Below are 16439 nucleotides of genomic sequence, written 5' to 3'. Positions count from 1 at the left end.
GGCGTCTCGATGCGCATGTTCCGAGATATTCAGGGCCGCGATGCGGCCCTGATTGCTGGTGTGGCCCTGATCGTGGCGGTGTTGTCGCTGTTGCCGATGCTGCGGCTGCTCATTGAGCTTGTGGCCCCGCAAGGCAAGCCATCCGTTTCGGTCCTGATCGAAACGCTGGCCAGCCGTTCGACATGGGTGGCGACGTGGCACTCTCTCCAGATCGGCATTGGCGGCACCCTGCTTGCGCTCGCATTCGGTATTTCGGCAGCATTGCTTGTCGGCCTGTCGGACATGCGCGGGCGTAATGCCTTTGTTCTGCTTTATGTGGCGCCGCTCATGATCGCGCCGCAGGTGACGGCGCTGGCCTGGCTTCAGCTGTTCGGCCCCTCAAGCCAGTTTCTGAAGCTGCTTGGCATGGCGCCGCCGCTTGGCAGCCGAAATCCGCTTTATTCGGTCTGGGGCATTATTCTGCTTTTAGGCGTGCAATATGGCCCGCTGGTCTTCCTGATCGTGCGCGCGGGTCTGCGCAAGCTGCCGCGTGAACTGGTTGAAGCAGGCTTGAGTTCAGGCGCCAGCAAGTGGACCGTATTGCATACGATCATTCTGCCTTTGATGACGCCTTCGATCATCGGGGCGGCAGCACTTGCTTTTGTTTCATGCGTCGGCAATTTCGGTATTCCCGCCTTTCTTGGTATTCCGTCGAATTATCTGGTTCTGCCGACATTGATCTACCAGCGGCTTGCCACCGGGGGACCAAGCGTTCTTTCGAGCGTCGCCGTATTGTCGGTGCTGATCGGCCTGATCGCCATGGCAGGCATCGCCACGCAGGATTTCATTGCACGCAGGCGTGATTTTCGTATTGTTTCGACATCTCTTCCTGCTGCTCCCTTCAAGCTGGGCCGTTGGCGCGTGGTTGCGGAATTCATCGCGTGGCTGCTGATCGTGGTCGTTCTGGTCCTGCCAATCATTGGCCTGACGCTGTCGGCGCTGGTTCCCGCCTACGGCGTGCCACTGAATTTCGCCACGGCGACATTTGAGAATTTCCGCTTCGTCCTGCTGGAACATGGGGGTGCTGCGCGGGCTTTCAGCAACAGCATCATATTATCGCTGGCGGCTGCGCTGTTTGCGGTTCTGCTTGCTGTGCCGCTCGCCTATATGCTCGCCTGGCGCAAGAAACGCTGGACGCCGATCCTCAATTATGCCGCCGAAATGCCTTATGCCTTGCCCGGCGTGGTGCTGGCGATTGCGTGTCTCCTGATATTTCTCAAGCCGTTGCCGATCATTGGCGTCAGCCTTTACAATACGATCTGGATCATCCTGTTCGCCTATCTGGCGCGCTTCTTCGTGCTGGCCTTGCGCCCGACCATTGCCGGGCTGCATCAGGTTGACCGGGCCATGGAGGAGGCGGCACGTATTGCGGGGGCAGGGCTTTTTTATCGGCTGCGCACCATTATATTTCCATTGGTGGCTCCGGCGACACTTGCAGGCGGGGTCCTGATTTTCATGACCGCGTTCTGCGAACTTACGGTTTCGGCCCTGTTATGGGCTTCGGGTTCGGAAACGCTGGGCGTAGTCATGTTTTCGTTCGAACAGGCGGGAGATTCCGCCTATGCGGCGGCCATTTCCGTTCTGGTCGTTGCCGTGACATTCATATTGATGCTTGCTACAAATCTGTTTGCACGGCGTCTGCCAAATGGGGTCCTGCCATGGCGCGACTGAAAATCGAGAGTGTTTCCAAAAACTTCAACGGCTTTCAGGCATTGTCGAGTGTGTCGCTGGATGTGAAGGATGGCGAATTCATCGCGATTCTCGGCCCTTCCGGCTGCGGAAAGACCACGCTTTTGCGCATGATCGCGGGTTTTGAAGAAGTCGATGGCGGGGAAATTCATATTGGCGACGCGCGCGTGTCGGATCGTAATGACAATGTGCCGCCGGAAAAGCGGCATGTAGGCATAGTGTTCCAGAATTACGCGCTCTGGCCGCATATGACGGTGGCGGAAAATATCGGCTATAGTCTCAAGGTCGCCAAAGTAGCCAAGGCCGAACGCGAACGCCGTGTGAACGAAGCCCTGGCGCTGGTCGATCTTGAAGGCTTTGGTGATCGCCGCCCGGCCAATCTTTCAGGCGGGCAGCGGCAGCGTGTGGCGCTCGCGCGCTGCCTCGTCGCAGCACCGTCGCTGGTGCTGTTCGATGAGCCCTTGGCCAATCTCGATGTGCATTTGCGCGCATCAATGGAAAATGAATTCGCCGCTTTTCACAAGCGCACCGGCACGACCATCATCTATATCACCCATGATCAGGCCGAGGCCATGGCGCTGGCAGATCGTATCGCGGTGCTTGACCACGGCAAGCTGCAACAGTTCGACACGCCGCGCAGGCTTTATGAAGAACCCGCCAGCGAAATGGTCGCATCCTTTATCGCGCATGGCATGGTGTTGCCTGCCGAAGTGCTTTCCTTTTCCGAGCGCGGCCATTGCGAGGCGCTGATATTGGGAAGCCGGGCGCAGGTGCGTTGCAGTGGCACCGAAATGCCGCGGGCAAACGCAAAGCTGTGTGTGCGGGCAGGGGATCTGCAACTGACCCAGACAGGCGGCATAGCCGTGCGGGTCACGCGGTCCGTTTATCGCGGCGGCGGCTCACGTATTGAAGCGGTATCACTCGCAAAGCCCGATATTCACCTGCATTTTGAAATTCGTGACCCGATGCGGCTGCAAGAGGGTGACGAGGTGCGCCTGTCCATCAAAGATGGCTGGATCATTCCAAGCGAGGAAATGCCGGTGCGAAAGGCATCGACCGGCTTTCCGATTGGCAACAAGATTTAATCTGCCTATTTCTTCTTCATTGCTTCGAGCAATGCCGCGCCCAGTCCGCCGGTTGCTGGCTGTTCCTGCTTGCGCTGGGGCGTAAAGCTTTTGGTCGGGCGCTGATCGCGATTTGAAGGCCCGCGTGAAGGTGCTGGTTCGGCATCCCTGCGCATGGAAAGGCCGATGCGCTTGCGCGGCACATCCACTTCCACCACACGCACTTTCACCACATCGCCAGCCTTCACCACCTCATGCGGGTCCTTGATGAAGCGATCCGCCAATTGCGAGACATGGACGAGGCCATCCTGATGCACGCCAATATCGACGAATGCACCGAAGGCTGCAACATTGGTTACGGTTCCTTCCAGCATCATGCCGGGCTTCAAATCCTTGATGTCGTCAATGCCATCGGCAAAGGTTGCCGTTTTGAACTCTGGTCGGGGGTCGCGGCCGGGCTTGTCGAGTTCGGCGATGATGTCGCGCACGGTCGGCAGGCCGAAACGCTCATCGACAAAAACACGCGGATCGAGCGCCTTGAGCGCTGCGCTGTCGCCCATCAGCGAACGCACGTCACGGCCGCAGGCGCTGACGATCTTTTTCGCCACGCCATAGGCTTCCGGGTGAACGGATGAGGCGTCGAGCGGTTCGGTGCCATTGGCGATGCGCAGGAAGCCCGCGCATTGCTCGAAAGTGCGATTGCCAAGACGTGCGACTTTGAGCAATTCCTTGCGATTTTTGAAAGCCCCTGCTTCGTTGCGATGGGCGACGATGGCTTCGGCCAGCGATTGACCAAGACCCGACACACGGGCAAGCAGCGAGGCGGAAGCGGTGTTGAGATCGACGCCGACGGCATTCACCGCATCTTCGACCACGGCATCAAGCGCGCGGGCAAGCCGTATCTGGTCCACATCATGCTGATATTGGCCGACGCCAATGGATTTGGGTTCGATCTTGACGAGTTCCGCCAACGGGTCCTGCAAGCGGCGGGCGATGGAAACCGCCCCGCGCAGCGATACGTCCAATTGCGGAAATTCTGCCGCAGCTGTTTCCGAAGCGGAATAGACCGATGCACCCGCTTCGGACACGATCACCTTCAGCGGCTTGGGTGCGGGCATATCAGAAAGCATGTCGATGACGAGACGTTCCGTCTCGCGGCTTCCGGTGCCATTGCCGATGGCGATCAGTTCGACCTTATGCTTGCGCACGAGGCTTGCAAGCTCCGCCTGTGTGCCGCGAAGATCGTTTCTTGGCGGGAAGGGATAGACGGTTGTGGTATCGAGCAACTTGCCGGTGCCATCCACGACCGCGACCTTGACGCCGGTGCGAATGCCGGGATCGAGACCCATGGTTGCGCGCGAACCGGCTGGTGCGGCCAACAACAGGTCTTTAAGATTGCGGGCAAAGACGTTGATTGCTTCTTCTTCGGCGCGCTCGCGCAGATCGCGCATCAGGTCGAGCGATAGCGACAGTGAAAGTTTCACGCGCCATGCCCAGCCGACAACTTCCATCAGCCAGCGATCGCCGGGCAGTGTCGCGCCGATATTATAGGCAGCGGCAATTTTGCGTTCGACGGGTTTGACCGGCGAGGCGTCGTCGGCGTCTACTTCAATGTCCAGCGACAGGAAATCCTCGTTGCGGCCACGCAACATGGCGAGTGCACGGTGGCCTGCAACGGTGGCCCAGCGTTCGGAATGGTCGAAATAATCGGAGAATTTCGCGCCAGCCGCCTCTTTGCCATCGATCCCGCGCGAGCGCAGCACGGCCCGGTCTTTTAGATAATTGCGCAAATTTCCAAGAAGTTCGGCATTTTCAGAAAAATTCTCGGCGATGATGTCGCGCGCGCCGTCGAGGGCTGCTTTCACATCGGCGACTTCGCCGGTGACATATTGTGCGGCGATGTCGGATGGAACGAGGCTGCGATCATCAAGAATCGCTTCGGCAAGGGGGCCAAGGCCGCGCTCGCGAGCGATCTGCGCGCGGGTGCGGCGCTTGGGCTTGTAGGGGAGGTAGAGGTCTTCCAGTTCGGCCTTGGTTTCGACCCCCGCAATCTTGAGTTCCAGTTCGGGCGTGAGCTTCCCTTGCCCGCGGATCGATTCGAGAATGGAATTGCGCCGTGCTTCAAGCTCGCGCAAATAGGAAAGTCGCTCGGAAAGCTGGCGTAATTGCGTGTCATCAAGCCCGCCGGTCACTTCCTTGCGGTAGCGGGCGACGAAAGGCACGGTTGCGCCTTCGTCCAGCAAGCCGATAGCGGCAATAGCCTGATCGGGTGTTGCGTTGATTTCCGCCGCGATTATCCCGGCAATGCGCTTGATGTCGTCCGCCATGTATCTTCCCGTTTTGCAATCGTTACGGCGAACATAGTCGGTTGTCCGTGAGGCGCAATCAAGGCGTCGATGGCTCCACAGGAAAGCTTGTGTGTGGATCGCTCACGCGGATGTGAACGCGCGCAGGGTTTAAATCGGATTCAGGCGATACATATATCGGAAAATGACGATGTATCATTAAGGACCAGCGAGGCGGCGATGCCGGAAGAACAATCCATCATAGCCAGAGACGAGGTGCTGAAAGCCCTCGCCAATCCGGTGCGTCTGGATATTCTGAACTGGCTCAAAAACCCGGAGAAGCATTTCTCCGCCCAGCATATTTCCGTGGAGATGGGCGTGTGCGCGGGCCAGTTCGAGCGTTGCGGCCTCTCGCAATCGACCGTTTCCGGTCATCTTTCGGTGCTGGCGAAAGCCGGGCTGATCGTGCCCCACCGTGTGGGACAATGGACATTCTACAAGCGCAACGAAGAGGCTATCGCAGCCTTTCTGAATTCTCTTTCCGATCTTTAATCAGCCTTTCAACCTGAAGGAAAATACCTATGGCCACTTTATTCGGTCCCGTTACGGTCGGCGATCTGGAGCTTGCAAATCGTATCGTCATGGCGCCACTGACACGCAATCGCTCGCCCAGAGCCGTGCCGAACGATCTCAATGTCACCTATTACGAACAGCGCGCGAGCGCTGGTCTCATCATTACGGAGGCGACCGCTATCAGCCATCAGGGGCAGGGCTATGCCGATGTTCCGGGGCTTTATTCGCCTGAACAACTGGCCGGATGGAAGCGCGTGACCGAAGCGGTGCACAAGGCAGGCGGCAGGATTGTCGCGCAGATGTGGCATGTAGGTCGTATCTCGCATAATTCCTTGCAGCCAAATGGCGAGAAGCCTGTCGCGCCATCTGCCATCACGGCCAAGGCCAAGACCTATCTGGTGCACGAGGACGGCACAGGGGAGTTTGCGCCAACATCAGAACCACGCGCGCTCGAAAGGAGCGAGATCGAGGAAATCGTCGCCACTTACGCCAAGGCCGCAAAAGATGCGGTCGATGTCGCCGGTTTTGACGGCGTCGAAATCCACGCGGCCAACGGCTATTTGATCGACCAGTTCCTGCGCTCGGGCAGCAATCACCGCAGCGATGAATATGGCGGCTCGATCGAAAATCGCGCCCGTTTTCTGTTCGAGGTGGTGGGTGCCATCACCAGGGCTGTGGGCGGCGGCAAGGTCGGTATCCGCCTTTCTCCGGTGACGCCTGCCAATGATGCTTCCGATTCCGACCCGCAGCCGCTGTTTGATTATGTCGTGGAAAAACTGGGTGGATATGGCCTTGCCTATATTCACATCGTTGAAGGTGCGACAGGTGGCGCGCGTGATTTTCAGCAGGGGCCGCAGCCTTTCGATTATGCGCGACTCAAGCAGATCTATCGCGATGCGGGCGGCAAGGCTGCATGGATGGTCAATAATGGCTATGACCGTGAACTGGCGGAAAAGGCCATCGCCAGCGGGGAGGCTGATCTGGTTGCCTTCGGTAAGCCGTTCATTGCCAATCCGGACCTCGTTCGCCGTCTGAAAGACAATGCTCCGCTGAACGAGCTTGACCAGCAGAACATGTATGGCGGCGGGGCGAAAGGCTATACGGATTACCCGGTTCTTGCCTGAGCCAAAGAATGAGCCAAAGAAAGGGTCGGAGATTTCCGGCCCTTTTTGTTTTTAAAGCCGCGCCCTTGTTGAGCGCGGCGTGGCCAGCAGCAAATGGGTTTCGCTGGCCTTGATGCCCGATACCAATCGTATGCGACGCAGGACGGCATCAAAATCGGTGAGGGTTGCAGCACCCAGTTCCACCACCAGATCGAAGCGGCCATTGGTGGTGTGGACTGCTGAAATTTCTGAAAAGCCGCCCAGTGCCTTGACCACACGGTCGGCGACATGCCCTTCGATTTCGATCATCATGATCCCGCGCACAGGCAGGTCCACGGCGTCCGAACGCAGGATGACCGTATAGCCGAGAATATCGCCGCTTTGTTCGAGCCGTTCCATGCGCGCACGAACGGTTGCGCGCGATACACCAAGATCGATGGCCATATCCGAAATGCTGCGGCGGCCATTGTGGCGAAGGGTCGTGATCAGCTTTTCGTCGAGAGCGTCCATGCTTTCTCCAGTATGGTATATAAATCTGCCAATTTGATAAAGTAAAATGATAAAGTTGCCAATCCGTATGGTTCACATCGCCAAGGGTAAATGGTCAATCTTGCTCATAATTCAAAAGGAGCCGTATTTGATGCATTGCAAGATTTTGGGATTGCCGGTTCAGGAAGGCACGGGGCGTCTGGGCTGCAATATGGGGCCTGACGCCTATCGCGCAGCGGGTATTGCAGAAGCGATCCGTGAACTTGGTCATGGATTTACCGATCTTGGAAATCTCGCTCCTGCTGCAAGGCATCCACGAAGCCATCCCAATCCGGCAATCAAGTCGCTGCCCGAAGCGGTCGCATGGATCGAGGCGATCAGCGAAGCAGCCTATCGCGAGAGCGAAGAGGGGTTTCCGATCTTTCTGGGCGGGGATCACTTGCTGGCTGCCGGTACGGTTCCCGGCATTGCGCGCCGTGCCGCCGAAAAAAATCGCAAGCAGTTTGTATTGTGGCTCGACGCGCATACGGATTTCCATACGCTGGAGACGACCGACAGCGGCAATCTGCACGGCACGCCGGTTGCTTATTTCACTGGCCAGAAGGGGTTTGCGGATTATTTCCCGCCGCTCGCCGCCGCCATCGATCCGAGCAATGCCTGTATGATGGGCATTCGCAGCGTCGATCCTGCCGAACGCGCGGCAATTCAGAAAACCAAAGTGTCGGTTTTTGATATGCGCCTGATTGACGAGCATGGCGTTGCTGCCCTGCTGCGGCGTTTTCTTGAGCGTGTGAAATCCGAGAACGGGCTGCTGCATGTCAGCCTTGACGTTGATTTCCTCGACCCTTCCATCGCCCCCGCAGTGGGCACCACGGTTCCGGGCGGTGCGACCTTCCGCGAGGCGCATCTCATCATGGAGATGCTGCACGACAGCGAATTGGTGACGAGCCTCGATCTTGTTGAACTCAATCCATTTCTCGATGAACGCGGGCGCACCGCAACCGTCATGGTGGACCTGATGGCGAGCCTTCTTGGCCGCAGTGTCATGGACCGCCCAACACGCAGCTATTAAAGCGGCCCGGTTTAACGCCGTCGCTTATCGATGATTTAGGAGAAATCATGACCGAGCCCAATCTCAATATTGTTCCCTTTGTCAGTGTCGATCACATGATGAAGCTGGTTCTTTCCATTGGCGTCGAGACTTTCCTCAAGGAACTTTCCGATTATGTGGAAGAGGATTTCCGCCGCTGGGAAAATTTCGACAAGACGCCGCGCGTTGCATCCCACTCGAAGGAAGGCGTGATCGAACTGATGCCGACGAGCGATGGCACGCTTTACGGCTTCAAATATGTCAACGGCCACCCCAAGAATACGCGGGAAGGCTTGCAGACGGTCACTGCCTTTGGCGTTCTGGCCGATGTCGGCAGCGGCTATCCGATGCTGCTGACCGAAATGACCATCCTGACGGCGCTGCGCACGGCTGCGACTTCCGCTGTTGCAGCCAAATATCTGGCGCCAAAGAATGCACGCACCATGGCAATCATTGGCAATGGCGCGCAAAGCGAGTTTCAGGCGCTGGCGTTCAAGGCGCTGCTGGGGATCGACAAGCTGCGTCTTTATGACATCGACCGGCAGGCGTCGGAAAAATGTGTTCGTAATCTTGAGGGGGCGGGCTTCGACATTGTGATCTGCAAGAATGTCGAAGAAGTTGTCGAAGGCGCGGAAATCATCACCACCGTGACGGCGGACAAGCTTAACGCAACCATTCTTACCGATAATCTGGTTGGGGCTGGCGTTCATATCAATGCGATCGGGGGGGATTGCCCCGGCAAGACCGAGTTGCACAGCGATATTTTGCGGCGTTCGGATATTTTCGTTGAATATCCGCCGCAGACTCGTATCGAAGGTGAAATCCAGCAATTGCCGGAAGATTATCCGGTCAACGAGCTTTGGGAAGTCATCGCCGGGCAGGCGGAAGGCCGCAAGGATGTGCGCCAGATCACACTGTTCGATTCTGTTGGTTTTGCCACGGAAGATTTTTCGGCGCTGCGATATGTTCGCGACAAGCTCAAGGATACGGGCCTTTACGAGCAGCTTGATCTGCTGGCCGATCCAGACGAGCCGCGTGATCTTTTTGGCATGCTGCTGCGCTGTGAAAAGAAACTTGCCTCGGAAAAGACCAAGCCCGCGGCATAAGCGGCGGGCCAGAGCATTTAGAGGGGGCGGCGCGAATGGCGGGGGCCTGCAATCTGTCCTGATTGCGTGGCAATCGCCATTTCGAAGCTGTCGGCGATCCGGCGCGCGCGGTCGATGAAAATAATTGCAGCTTCCGGGGGAAACAGCTCGCGCGCAGTCCGCTCGAACAATTCCAGCCAGCGGTCGAAATGCTCATTCTTCAGGCGAAGCGCCAGATGCGGCGGCAAGGGACGCCCATCATAGCTGCCTGTTTTCAATATAACCGATGACCAGAACTCGCTGATGCGAGCAATATGATGATCCCAGTCATGGACCGCTTCCTTGAAGATCGGGCCGATGACATCATCCTCGCGGGCTCTTGCATAAAAAGTGTCGATGAGCTTGCCGATGGATGCCTTGTCAATGGATGGATGGGGTTGATTGATAAGAACGGTCATATTGCGCCAACTTTTCTCCAGGCCGATAGAATGGCTTGTACAGGCGATATAATACGTGAAACGGCCGTAATCCAGTCAGGCTTGCGAATTGCGCTTCCGCAGCCACGATAGCTTCAATCGGTTCAGGGCATTTCGGGGTCTCTCAAGGCTTCAGCTATATAGAGGGGGGGACAGCGACGGCGTTAGCGATTTCTGTTTATTTTGCCAAAGCTTACACCACGCCACACATAGAGGGCTGGCGAACTATTTTGAACGAATTGGGAAAAGGAGATGGTAGCGGAGGACGGATTCGAACCGCCGACACAAGGATTATGATTCCTCTGCTCTAACCTACTGAGCTACTCCGCCATTCCTCTGCACGCCTTAATGGCATTGTGCTGCCGCTCGCTTGTATCCACAAACGATCCTGCAAGGATGGCGGCGGTATATTGGGGGAATGAAACCCTGTCAAGCACTCTTCGCACAGGTTCCGACTTGTTTTCCACGATTTGCCTCGATAAGTAACATACGGAAAGCAAAGGCTTAGTTTTATGGCACCTCGTATTGCGGTTTTGGGTTGCGGCTATTGGGGCGGCAACCATATTCGTACCCTGAAGAGCCTGGGTGCACTTCAGGCTGTTTCTGACGCCAAGGCGGAAAATGCACAGCGATTCGCTGCCGAGTTTGGCGTTCCCGACATTCCGGTCGATGAATTGTTCACCCATCCGGGCATAGATGGCATCGTCCTCGCGCTGCCGCCGCAGTTTCACGCGCGCTATGCGATGGAAGCCATGAAAAACGGCAAGGACGTGCTGGTCGAAAAGCCGATCGCACTTGAAATGGCCGATGCCGAAACGGAAGTGAAAATGGCGCTTGAGAACAAGCGCGTTTTCATGGTCGGGCATATTCTTCGTTTCCATCCAGCCTTTGAGAAGCTGCTGGATATGGTCAAAAGCGGCGAGCTTGGCGATGTCCGCTATATACACTCGCACCGGGTGGGGCTTGGCAAATTCCACACGGAAAATGACGCATTGTGGGATCTGGCACCGCACGACCTTTCAATGATCCTTGCCATTGCAGGGGAGGAGCCTTCCGTCATTCGCGGTGAAGGGACTGCTATTCTCGGTCATTTGAGCGATTTTGCCCATCTGCATATGGAATTTCCCAACGGCATTCGCGGCCATCTTTTTGCCTCAAGGCTCAATGCATATCGCGAACGCCGCCTGAGTGTCGTCGGCAGTCAGGCCATGGCGGTCTTCGATGATGGCGAGCCGTGGGATCGCAAGCTGGCGCTTTATCGCCATCAGGTATGGCGCGAGGGCGAAGGATGGGCTTTCAAATCGGTCGAGCCGGACTATGTTCCCGTTGAGGAAGGCATGCCGCTGACGCGCGAGCTTGAACATTTCCTGCATTGCATCGAGACACGGCAGACGCCGCGAACCGATGGCAAGGAAGCGATCAGCGTCTTGCGCATTTTGACCGAAGGCACTGTGCGGCATCCGAAATAATCCGTTTGCGGCGTTTTCCGTAAAGCGGTGTTACAAATCTCGCAAAACTTTGAACGCTCCGGCCATGGCAGGGAGGGGCGGAAGCGAATACATAGATCGCTAAGGATTCGCACGCAATTTTGTGCGGAGCAGGTTTATTGGAGCCAACATGCAGTTTATTGATCTTGGAGCGCAGCGCGCACGTATCGAAGACCGCCTCAATGCCGCCATTTCCAAGGTCGTTGCGGGCGGGCGCTATATTCTGGGCCCGGAAGTGGCCGAGTTTGAACAGAAGCTGGGTGAATATCTGGGCGTCGAGCATGTGATCGCCTGCGCCAACGGCACCGATGCCTTGCAGATGCCGCTCATGGCGCGCGGTATCGGTCCCGGACATGCGGTTTTCTGCCCGTCTTTCACCTTTGCGGCAACCGCCGAAGTCGTCGCCCTTGTGGGGGCGGAGCCGGTCTTTATCGATGTCGATCCCGATAGTTACAATCTCAATGTCGGCCAGCTTGAAGAGGCTATTGCCGCAATCCGCAAGGAAGGCCGTCTGGAGCCGAAGGCAATCATTCCGGTCGATCTGTTCGGTCTGGCTGCCGATTACAATCGCATTACGGCCATTGCCGAGCGCGAGGGCCTGTTCATTATCGAGGATGCGGCGCAATCCATCGGCGGCAAGCGCGATAATGTCATGTGCGGCGCATTCGGCCATGTGGGCGCAACAAGCTTTTATCCGGCCAAACCGCTCGGCTGCTATGGCGATGGCGGTGCGATGTTCACCAATGATGCGGAACTGGCGGACACGCTGCGCTCGGTGCTGTTTCATGGCAAGGGTGAAACACAATATGACAATGTACGCATTGGCATCAATTCGCGTCTCGATACGATTCAGGCCGCAGTCCTGCTTGAAAAGCTTGCCATTCTTGAAGATGAGATGGAGGCGCGCGATCGCATCGCCAAGCGCTACAATGAAGGTCTGAAAGAGGTTGTGAAAGTGCCTTTGCTGCCAGCCGGCAATCGTTCTGCCTGGGCGCAATATTCGATTGAAAGCGAACGTCGCGATGAATTGAAGGCGCATTTGCAGGCAGAGGGCATTCCATCGGTTATCTATTATGTGAAGCCGTTGCACTTGCAGACAGCCTACAAGCATTATCCGGTTGCGCCGGGCGGCCTGCCGGTTTCCGAAAGCCTGCCCTCGCGTATCCTCAGCCTGCCGATGCATCCCTATCTGGAGCAGTCCGATCAGGACAAGATCATCGAGGTAATCAGCTCTTTCCACGGCAGGAAGGCCTGATTATTCAGGCCCCGATTACTAAGGCTAAAAGAGCATTTCCAGCAAAACCGTTTCAAACTTTTGCTGGAAATGCTTTATTTTATCTGTTTCTGAATGCGTGAGGCGATAAAACGGGCAATCGCGGGCCCTGCGAGCAGCACGATAAAAAAGCGGCTTGTCTGCAGTGCGATAACGAAGGGCAGATCGACATCACTCGATGCGGCGATGATCGCCACCGTATCCGCCCCGCCGGGGCTTGTCGCGAGATAAGCGGTCAGCGGATCAAGGTCGAGCAGATAGCCTAAAAACACGCCAAACAGCCCGCATATGGCAATCAGCAGCAAGGTGGATGCAAGAACAGCGGGAAATGCCCTGGCTGCATGGGCAAGGATTGCGCGCGAAAAACCCAGCCCGATGCGCCAGCCAATCAGTATGTAGCTGACCGCCAGCAGCCATGGCGGCAGGTCGAGCACCATCAGTTCCATATCCTGCAAGAAGGCGCCGAGCGCCAGCGGTATCAGCATGGCGCCGGTGGGAATTCGCGACAGGTCGCCCAGAAAGGCGCCGCAAATGATCACGGCAAGGGTCGGGAGCAGGGCAGGCCAGTTGATGGGTGGAAACCATTCTATCGCTGCGGGGGCTGCGGTTTGCGTCCCGGTTGCATACATCACGACCAGCGATGCGACGGTTACCACCAGAACCACGCGCAAATATTGCATGAAAGCGACCAGCCGCGCATCGGCTCCAAAGGAATCAGCCATCAGCGTCATGGCCGCTGCCGCGCCGGGAGAAATCCCCCATACGGCGGTGGTTCCTGACACGATCCTGAAGCGCGCCAGAAAATAGCCAATCATCGTGCTGGCAAGAAGTGTAAAGCCGGTCGACAGGAAAATGACGGGCAGGTGCTGCCCCATGCTGGCGAAGAACTCCACCGTCATGGCGCGGGCGATCAGCAGGCCGATGATTGCCTGAGCCAGAAGCGTCAGGTGGCGGTGGACGCGGATCGAGCTTTCACGCGAAGCCATCAGAATGGCGGCCAGCATCGCCCCCAATAGAATGGCGGCAGGCAAGCCCGCCATTTCTCCGAGGTAAACCAGAAACAGGGACAGGGCCAGCAACAGGCTCCATTGGACCGGTTTTGCCAGATGAGTAAATGTGACTGAGCTGAAGGTCGTTTTCGGCTCGGGGGGCACGCGCTTCTGCATTGCATCTTTCCTACTACCTTGGCGGGTAGAAAGGCAAACCAAGAATTGATGACATCAGCCGCCCGGCGTCGGGGTCGGTTTCAGGCTCCACCTGGCAGCAGGCGGCGCCTGAAACGGGTCATCAGCCAATCATTGCGCGACGCTGGTTTGCGGAGCGTTCGGTCGTCTCGCGCAGCTTGGTGCTGTCGCGGCCTTCGAGCGCTTCGGCTTTTGCAAGATCGTCTTCGGCGCGGGTCAATTCGGTTTCGGCCGTTTCCTTTTGCAAGATCAGGTCGCGAATTGATTCGAAAAGGTTGTCGCGCCGCTGGCGCGCGGCCTTTGCGAAGGTCGGATAGGCGAAATGGGTTGTATCGGTGATGCCCGCCTTCTTTTCTTCGGATGTAATTTGAGCATCAAGCTCGCCCGCCATACGTTCGAACTCGCCAATCATCAGGTCAAGCTGGCCCAGCTGACGGCGTTTTTCCTTCACCTGAAACAGTTTCAGCCTGACTAGGCTTTCCCGTGGCTTCATACGCAATACTCCTTGAACACCAACCAGCTTCCTCGTGGGGCGTTCCCCCGACTTTATTAACAGGCGCGACGCCGCCAGTTTTCTGGCTGTCTTGCCGTCAAAACCCCTGCAATGCCGGCCTTTTGGGGCCATGGGCATTGCCGCCAAATATGAGAATGGCCTTCGTAAGCGAAACAGAAAGTTAAGATTTCGCGCGTTTGGTAACCATTCCTTTACCGGCAACGTTAATCATACGGGTCAGGACTTAAGGCTCGGTAAACTCTCTGTGGTTTTTGAGCAACAGGTGAAAGCCAGAGTCTAATGAATCACTTAGAGAGGATTCTTAAAGTGACATGTTGGAGTTTAGTGGATCAGAATAATCAGGTGATTCAAGCAGGTATAAGTTTTTTCTAATACGGTTAGAATTATGCTTGCCAACAGGAATCATATTTTGTTAACCATTTGCAGGCACCTTCATGCTATGGCAACGACAGTTCCGTGTGCTGCCGTGAGGGATATGGTCAGCGGCGGAAAGGGGATAAGATATGCGCGTCCTTTTAATTGAAGATGACAGTGCTATCGCACAAAGTATCGAATTGATGCTCAAGTCGGAGAGCTTCAACGTTTACACGACGGATCTGGGCGAAGAGGGTATCGATCTCGGCAAGCTTTATGATTATGACATCATTTTGCTGGATCTGAACCTGCCGGACATGTCGGGCTATGAAGTTCTGCGCACCTTGCGTTTGTCCAAGGTCAAGACGCCGATCCTTATCCTGTCCGGCATGGCCGGTATCGAGGACAAGGTTCGCGGGCTTGGTTTCGGTGCAGACGACTATATGACCAAGCCATTCCACAAGGACGAGCTGATTGCGCGCATCCATGCGATCGTCCGCCGTTCCAAGGGGCATGCACAATCCGTCATTACGACCGGCGATCTGGTGGTCAATCTTGATGCCAAGACGGTCGAAGTTGCCGGCCAGCGCGTGCATCTGACCGGCAAGGAATACCAGATGCTTGAGCTGCTCTCCTTGCGCAAGGGCACCACGCTCACCAAGGAAATGTTCCTCAATCACCTCTATGGCGGGATGGATGAGCCGGAGCTGAAGATCATCGACGTCTTCATCTGCAAGCTGCGCAAGAAGCTTGATGCGGCTTCCGGCAGCCAGAGCTTCATCGAAACGGTCTGGGGCCGTGGTTACGTGCTGCGCGAGCCCGATGGCAGCGAATTGCGCGAAAGCGCGTAAAGCACACAGCCTGTCTGAATATAAAAGCTCCGCCATGGCGGAGCTTTTGCTTTTGGAAGATATTTTGATCTGGCCGGGCCAAAGCGGCTATTGAGCCGAGAACACAATATCTTCAGCGGTTGCATGAATCGAGATTGTCATGCCCGCGTCCTGAGCAAGCAGGAGGGTGTAGTAAGGCTGGACGGAATGCGCATCAATCGGCTCTTCCGGCATGGCGCCCGAATGCAGTTCGAGGAATTTTGGCGGCACGCGCAACATGCGGCCCTTGGCAGTGATGATGAAGCGGGGCTCGCTGTCACCATCCTCGATGCGGACAGTCAGTGAACCGCCTCGCGGAATGGCCGCATTGCCGATCAGGATGAGGTTGAGAAGCAGCTTGACCTTGTTTTTGGGCAGAAGGACGCGGGGTCCATCCCATGTCAGTTCGGCTTTTTCATTCTTGAAATATTCAGTGGCGACGTGCTGTGCGTCACCGGTATCGATCTGAACGCCTGCGGAACCCGCAGCGCCAAAAGCAATGCGGGCAAACTGGAGCCGGGCCGACGCATTGCGCGCGCTCGACTTGATCAGGTCCATTGCGTCTTCGTCGGCCCCGCCTTCTTCCAGCAACTCCAGACCATTATTGATCGCGCCTACCGGCGAGATAATGTCGTGGCAGATCCGGCTGCATAAAAGCGCGCCGAGGTCGAGTGCGGAAAGGGTGACTGGCAATGACATGGTGGTTCTCCAGTGCGATAACAATTTAAATTTGCCGCATAATTTATCCCTCGCCGATTCCGGGTTGAGGGTTTACGCAGCTGCCGGGCGAATCGTCCGAAATATCGACAATCTGGATACACGGCAGATTCGCTTGCCGCAACAAAGCTGTTTTCGCTGCCTTCCT

The 16439-nt window shown here is 56.6% G+C and carries 15 protein-coding genes and 1 tRNA gene; 9 read left to right on the top strand and 7 right to left on the bottom strand.

Going from position 1 to position 16439, the window contains the following annotated elements; all coding sequences use genetic code 11:
* Nucleotides 1–9: 9 nt before the first annotated feature.
* Nucleotides 10–1710, top strand: coding sequence for an ABC transporter permease (locus tag DKP76_RS14075; RefSeq protein ID WP_109707554.1), 1701 nt, complete (start codon nt 10–12; stop codon nt 1708–1710).
* On the top strand, nt 1698–2813 hold the full coding sequence (locus DKP76_RS14070) for an ABC transporter ATP-binding protein (protein ID WP_109707429.1): 1116 nt from the start codon (nt 1698–1700) through the stop codon (nt 2811–2813). The genes DKP76_RS14075 and DKP76_RS14070 overlap by 13 nt, the downstream gene beginning before the upstream one ends.
* A gap of 5 nt (nt 2814–2818) precedes the next feature.
* Here DKP76_RS14070 and DKP76_RS14065 read toward each other — a convergent pair whose 3' ends face one another.
* Nucleotides 2819–5119, bottom strand: a complete 2301-nt coding sequence (locus tag DKP76_RS14065; protein WP_109707428.1) for a Tex family protein — start codon at nt 5117–5119, stop codon at nt 2819–2821.
* A gap of 198 nt (nt 5120–5317) precedes the next feature.
* Between DKP76_RS14065 and DKP76_RS14060 the strand changes: the two genes are divergently transcribed.
* Both DKP76_RS14060 and DKP76_RS14055 read left to right on the top strand, forming a co-directional pair.
* Nucleotides 5318–5629: an ArsR/SmtB family transcription factor gene (locus tag DKP76_RS14060; protein ID WP_109707553.1), complete on the top strand. Its 312-nt coding sequence runs from the start codon at nt 5318–5320 to the stop codon at nt 5627–5629.
* A gap of 29 nt (nt 5630–5658) precedes the next feature.
* Nucleotides 5659–6774, top strand: a complete 1116-nt coding sequence (locus DKP76_RS14055) for an alkene reductase (protein ID WP_109707427.1) — start codon at nt 5659–5661, stop codon at nt 6772–6774.
* Between the two features lie 51 nt (nt 6775–6825).
* Here DKP76_RS14055 and DKP76_RS14050 read toward each other — a convergent pair whose 3' ends face one another.
* A complete protein-coding gene (locus DKP76_RS14050) occupies nt 6826–7263 on the bottom strand; it encodes an Lrp/AsnC family transcriptional regulator (protein ID WP_109707426.1) in 438 nt (145 codons plus the stop codon).
* Between the two features lie 130 nt (nt 7264–7393).
* Between DKP76_RS14050 and rocF the strand changes: the two genes are divergently transcribed.
* Nucleotides 7394–8314 (top strand): arginase, encoded by a 921-nt coding sequence (rocF, locus tag DKP76_RS14045; protein WP_109707425.1) that lies wholly within the window; start codon nt 7394–7396, stop codon nt 8312–8314.
* Nucleotides 8315–8361: 47 nt separating this feature from the next.
* Nucleotides 8362–9438, top strand: a complete 1077-nt coding sequence (locus DKP76_RS14040) for an ornithine cyclodeaminase (protein WP_109707424.1) — start codon at nt 8362–8364, stop codon at nt 9436–9438.
* A gap of 17 nt (nt 9439–9455) precedes the next feature.
* On the opposite strand, the gene DKP76_RS14035 is transcribed toward DKP76_RS14040, so the two are convergent.
* Nucleotides 9456–9875, bottom strand: a complete 420-nt coding sequence (locus DKP76_RS14035) for a group III truncated hemoglobin (protein ID WP_109707423.1) — start codon at nt 9873–9875, stop codon at nt 9456–9458.
* 271 nt (nt 9876–10146) lie between these two features.
* Nucleotides 10147–10223 (bottom strand) — tRNA-Met (locus DKP76_RS14030).
* A 182-nt stretch (nt 10224–10405) separates the two neighbouring features.
* Between DKP76_RS14030 and DKP76_RS14025 the strand changes: the two genes are divergently transcribed.
* The gene (locus DKP76_RS14025; protein WP_109707422.1) at nt 10406–11362 is read left to right on the top strand and encodes a Gfo/Idh/MocA family protein; all 957 of its coding nucleotides are present in this window, start codon (nt 10406–10408) and stop codon (nt 11360–11362) included.
* A 148-nt stretch (nt 11363–11510) separates the two neighbouring features.
* On the top strand, nt 11511–12635 hold the full coding sequence (locus tag DKP76_RS14020) for a DegT/DnrJ/EryC1/StrS family aminotransferase (protein ID WP_109707421.1): 1125 nt from the start codon (nt 11511–11513) through the stop codon (nt 12633–12635).
* 74 nt (nt 12636–12709) lie between these two features.
* Here DKP76_RS14020 and DKP76_RS14015 read toward each other — a convergent pair whose 3' ends face one another.
* Together DKP76_RS14015 and DKP76_RS14010 are read right to left on the bottom strand one after the other, a co-directional pair.
* Nucleotides 12710–13819: an AbrB family transcriptional regulator gene (locus DKP76_RS14015; RefSeq protein WP_109707420.1), complete on the bottom strand. Its 1110-nt coding sequence runs from the start codon at nt 13817–13819 to the stop codon at nt 12710–12712.
* A gap of 121 nt (nt 13820–13940) precedes the next feature.
* The gene (locus tag DKP76_RS14010; protein ID WP_109707419.1) at nt 13941–14330 is read right to left on the bottom strand and encodes a flagellar export protein FliJ; all 390 of its coding nucleotides are present in this window, start codon (nt 14328–14330) and stop codon (nt 13941–13943) included.
* A 524-nt stretch (nt 14331–14854) separates the two neighbouring features.
* Between DKP76_RS14010 and ctrA the strand changes: the two genes are divergently transcribed.
* Nucleotides 14855–15556 (top strand): response regulator transcription factor CtrA, encoded by a 702-nt coding sequence (gene ctrA / locus DKP76_RS14005; RefSeq protein WP_109707418.1) that lies wholly within the window; start codon nt 14855–14857, stop codon nt 15554–15556.
* Between the two features lie 87 nt (nt 15557–15643).
* Here the strand turns inward: ctrA and chpT are convergent, their stop codons facing one another.
* Nucleotides 15644–16273: a histidine phosphotransferase ChpT gene (chpT, locus tag DKP76_RS14000; RefSeq protein ID WP_109707417.1), complete on the bottom strand. Its 630-nt coding sequence runs from the start codon at nt 16271–16273 to the stop codon at nt 15644–15646.
* Nucleotides 16274–16439 lie beyond the last annotated feature (166 nt).

Source organism: Falsochrobactrum shanghaiense, assembly GCF_003149535.1.
In the GTDB taxonomy this organism is placed as follows: domain Bacteria; phylum Pseudomonadota; class Alphaproteobacteria; order Rhizobiales; family Rhizobiaceae; genus Brucella; species Brucella shanghaiense.
This window is presented reverse-complemented; position numbering and strand designations above follow the sequence as displayed.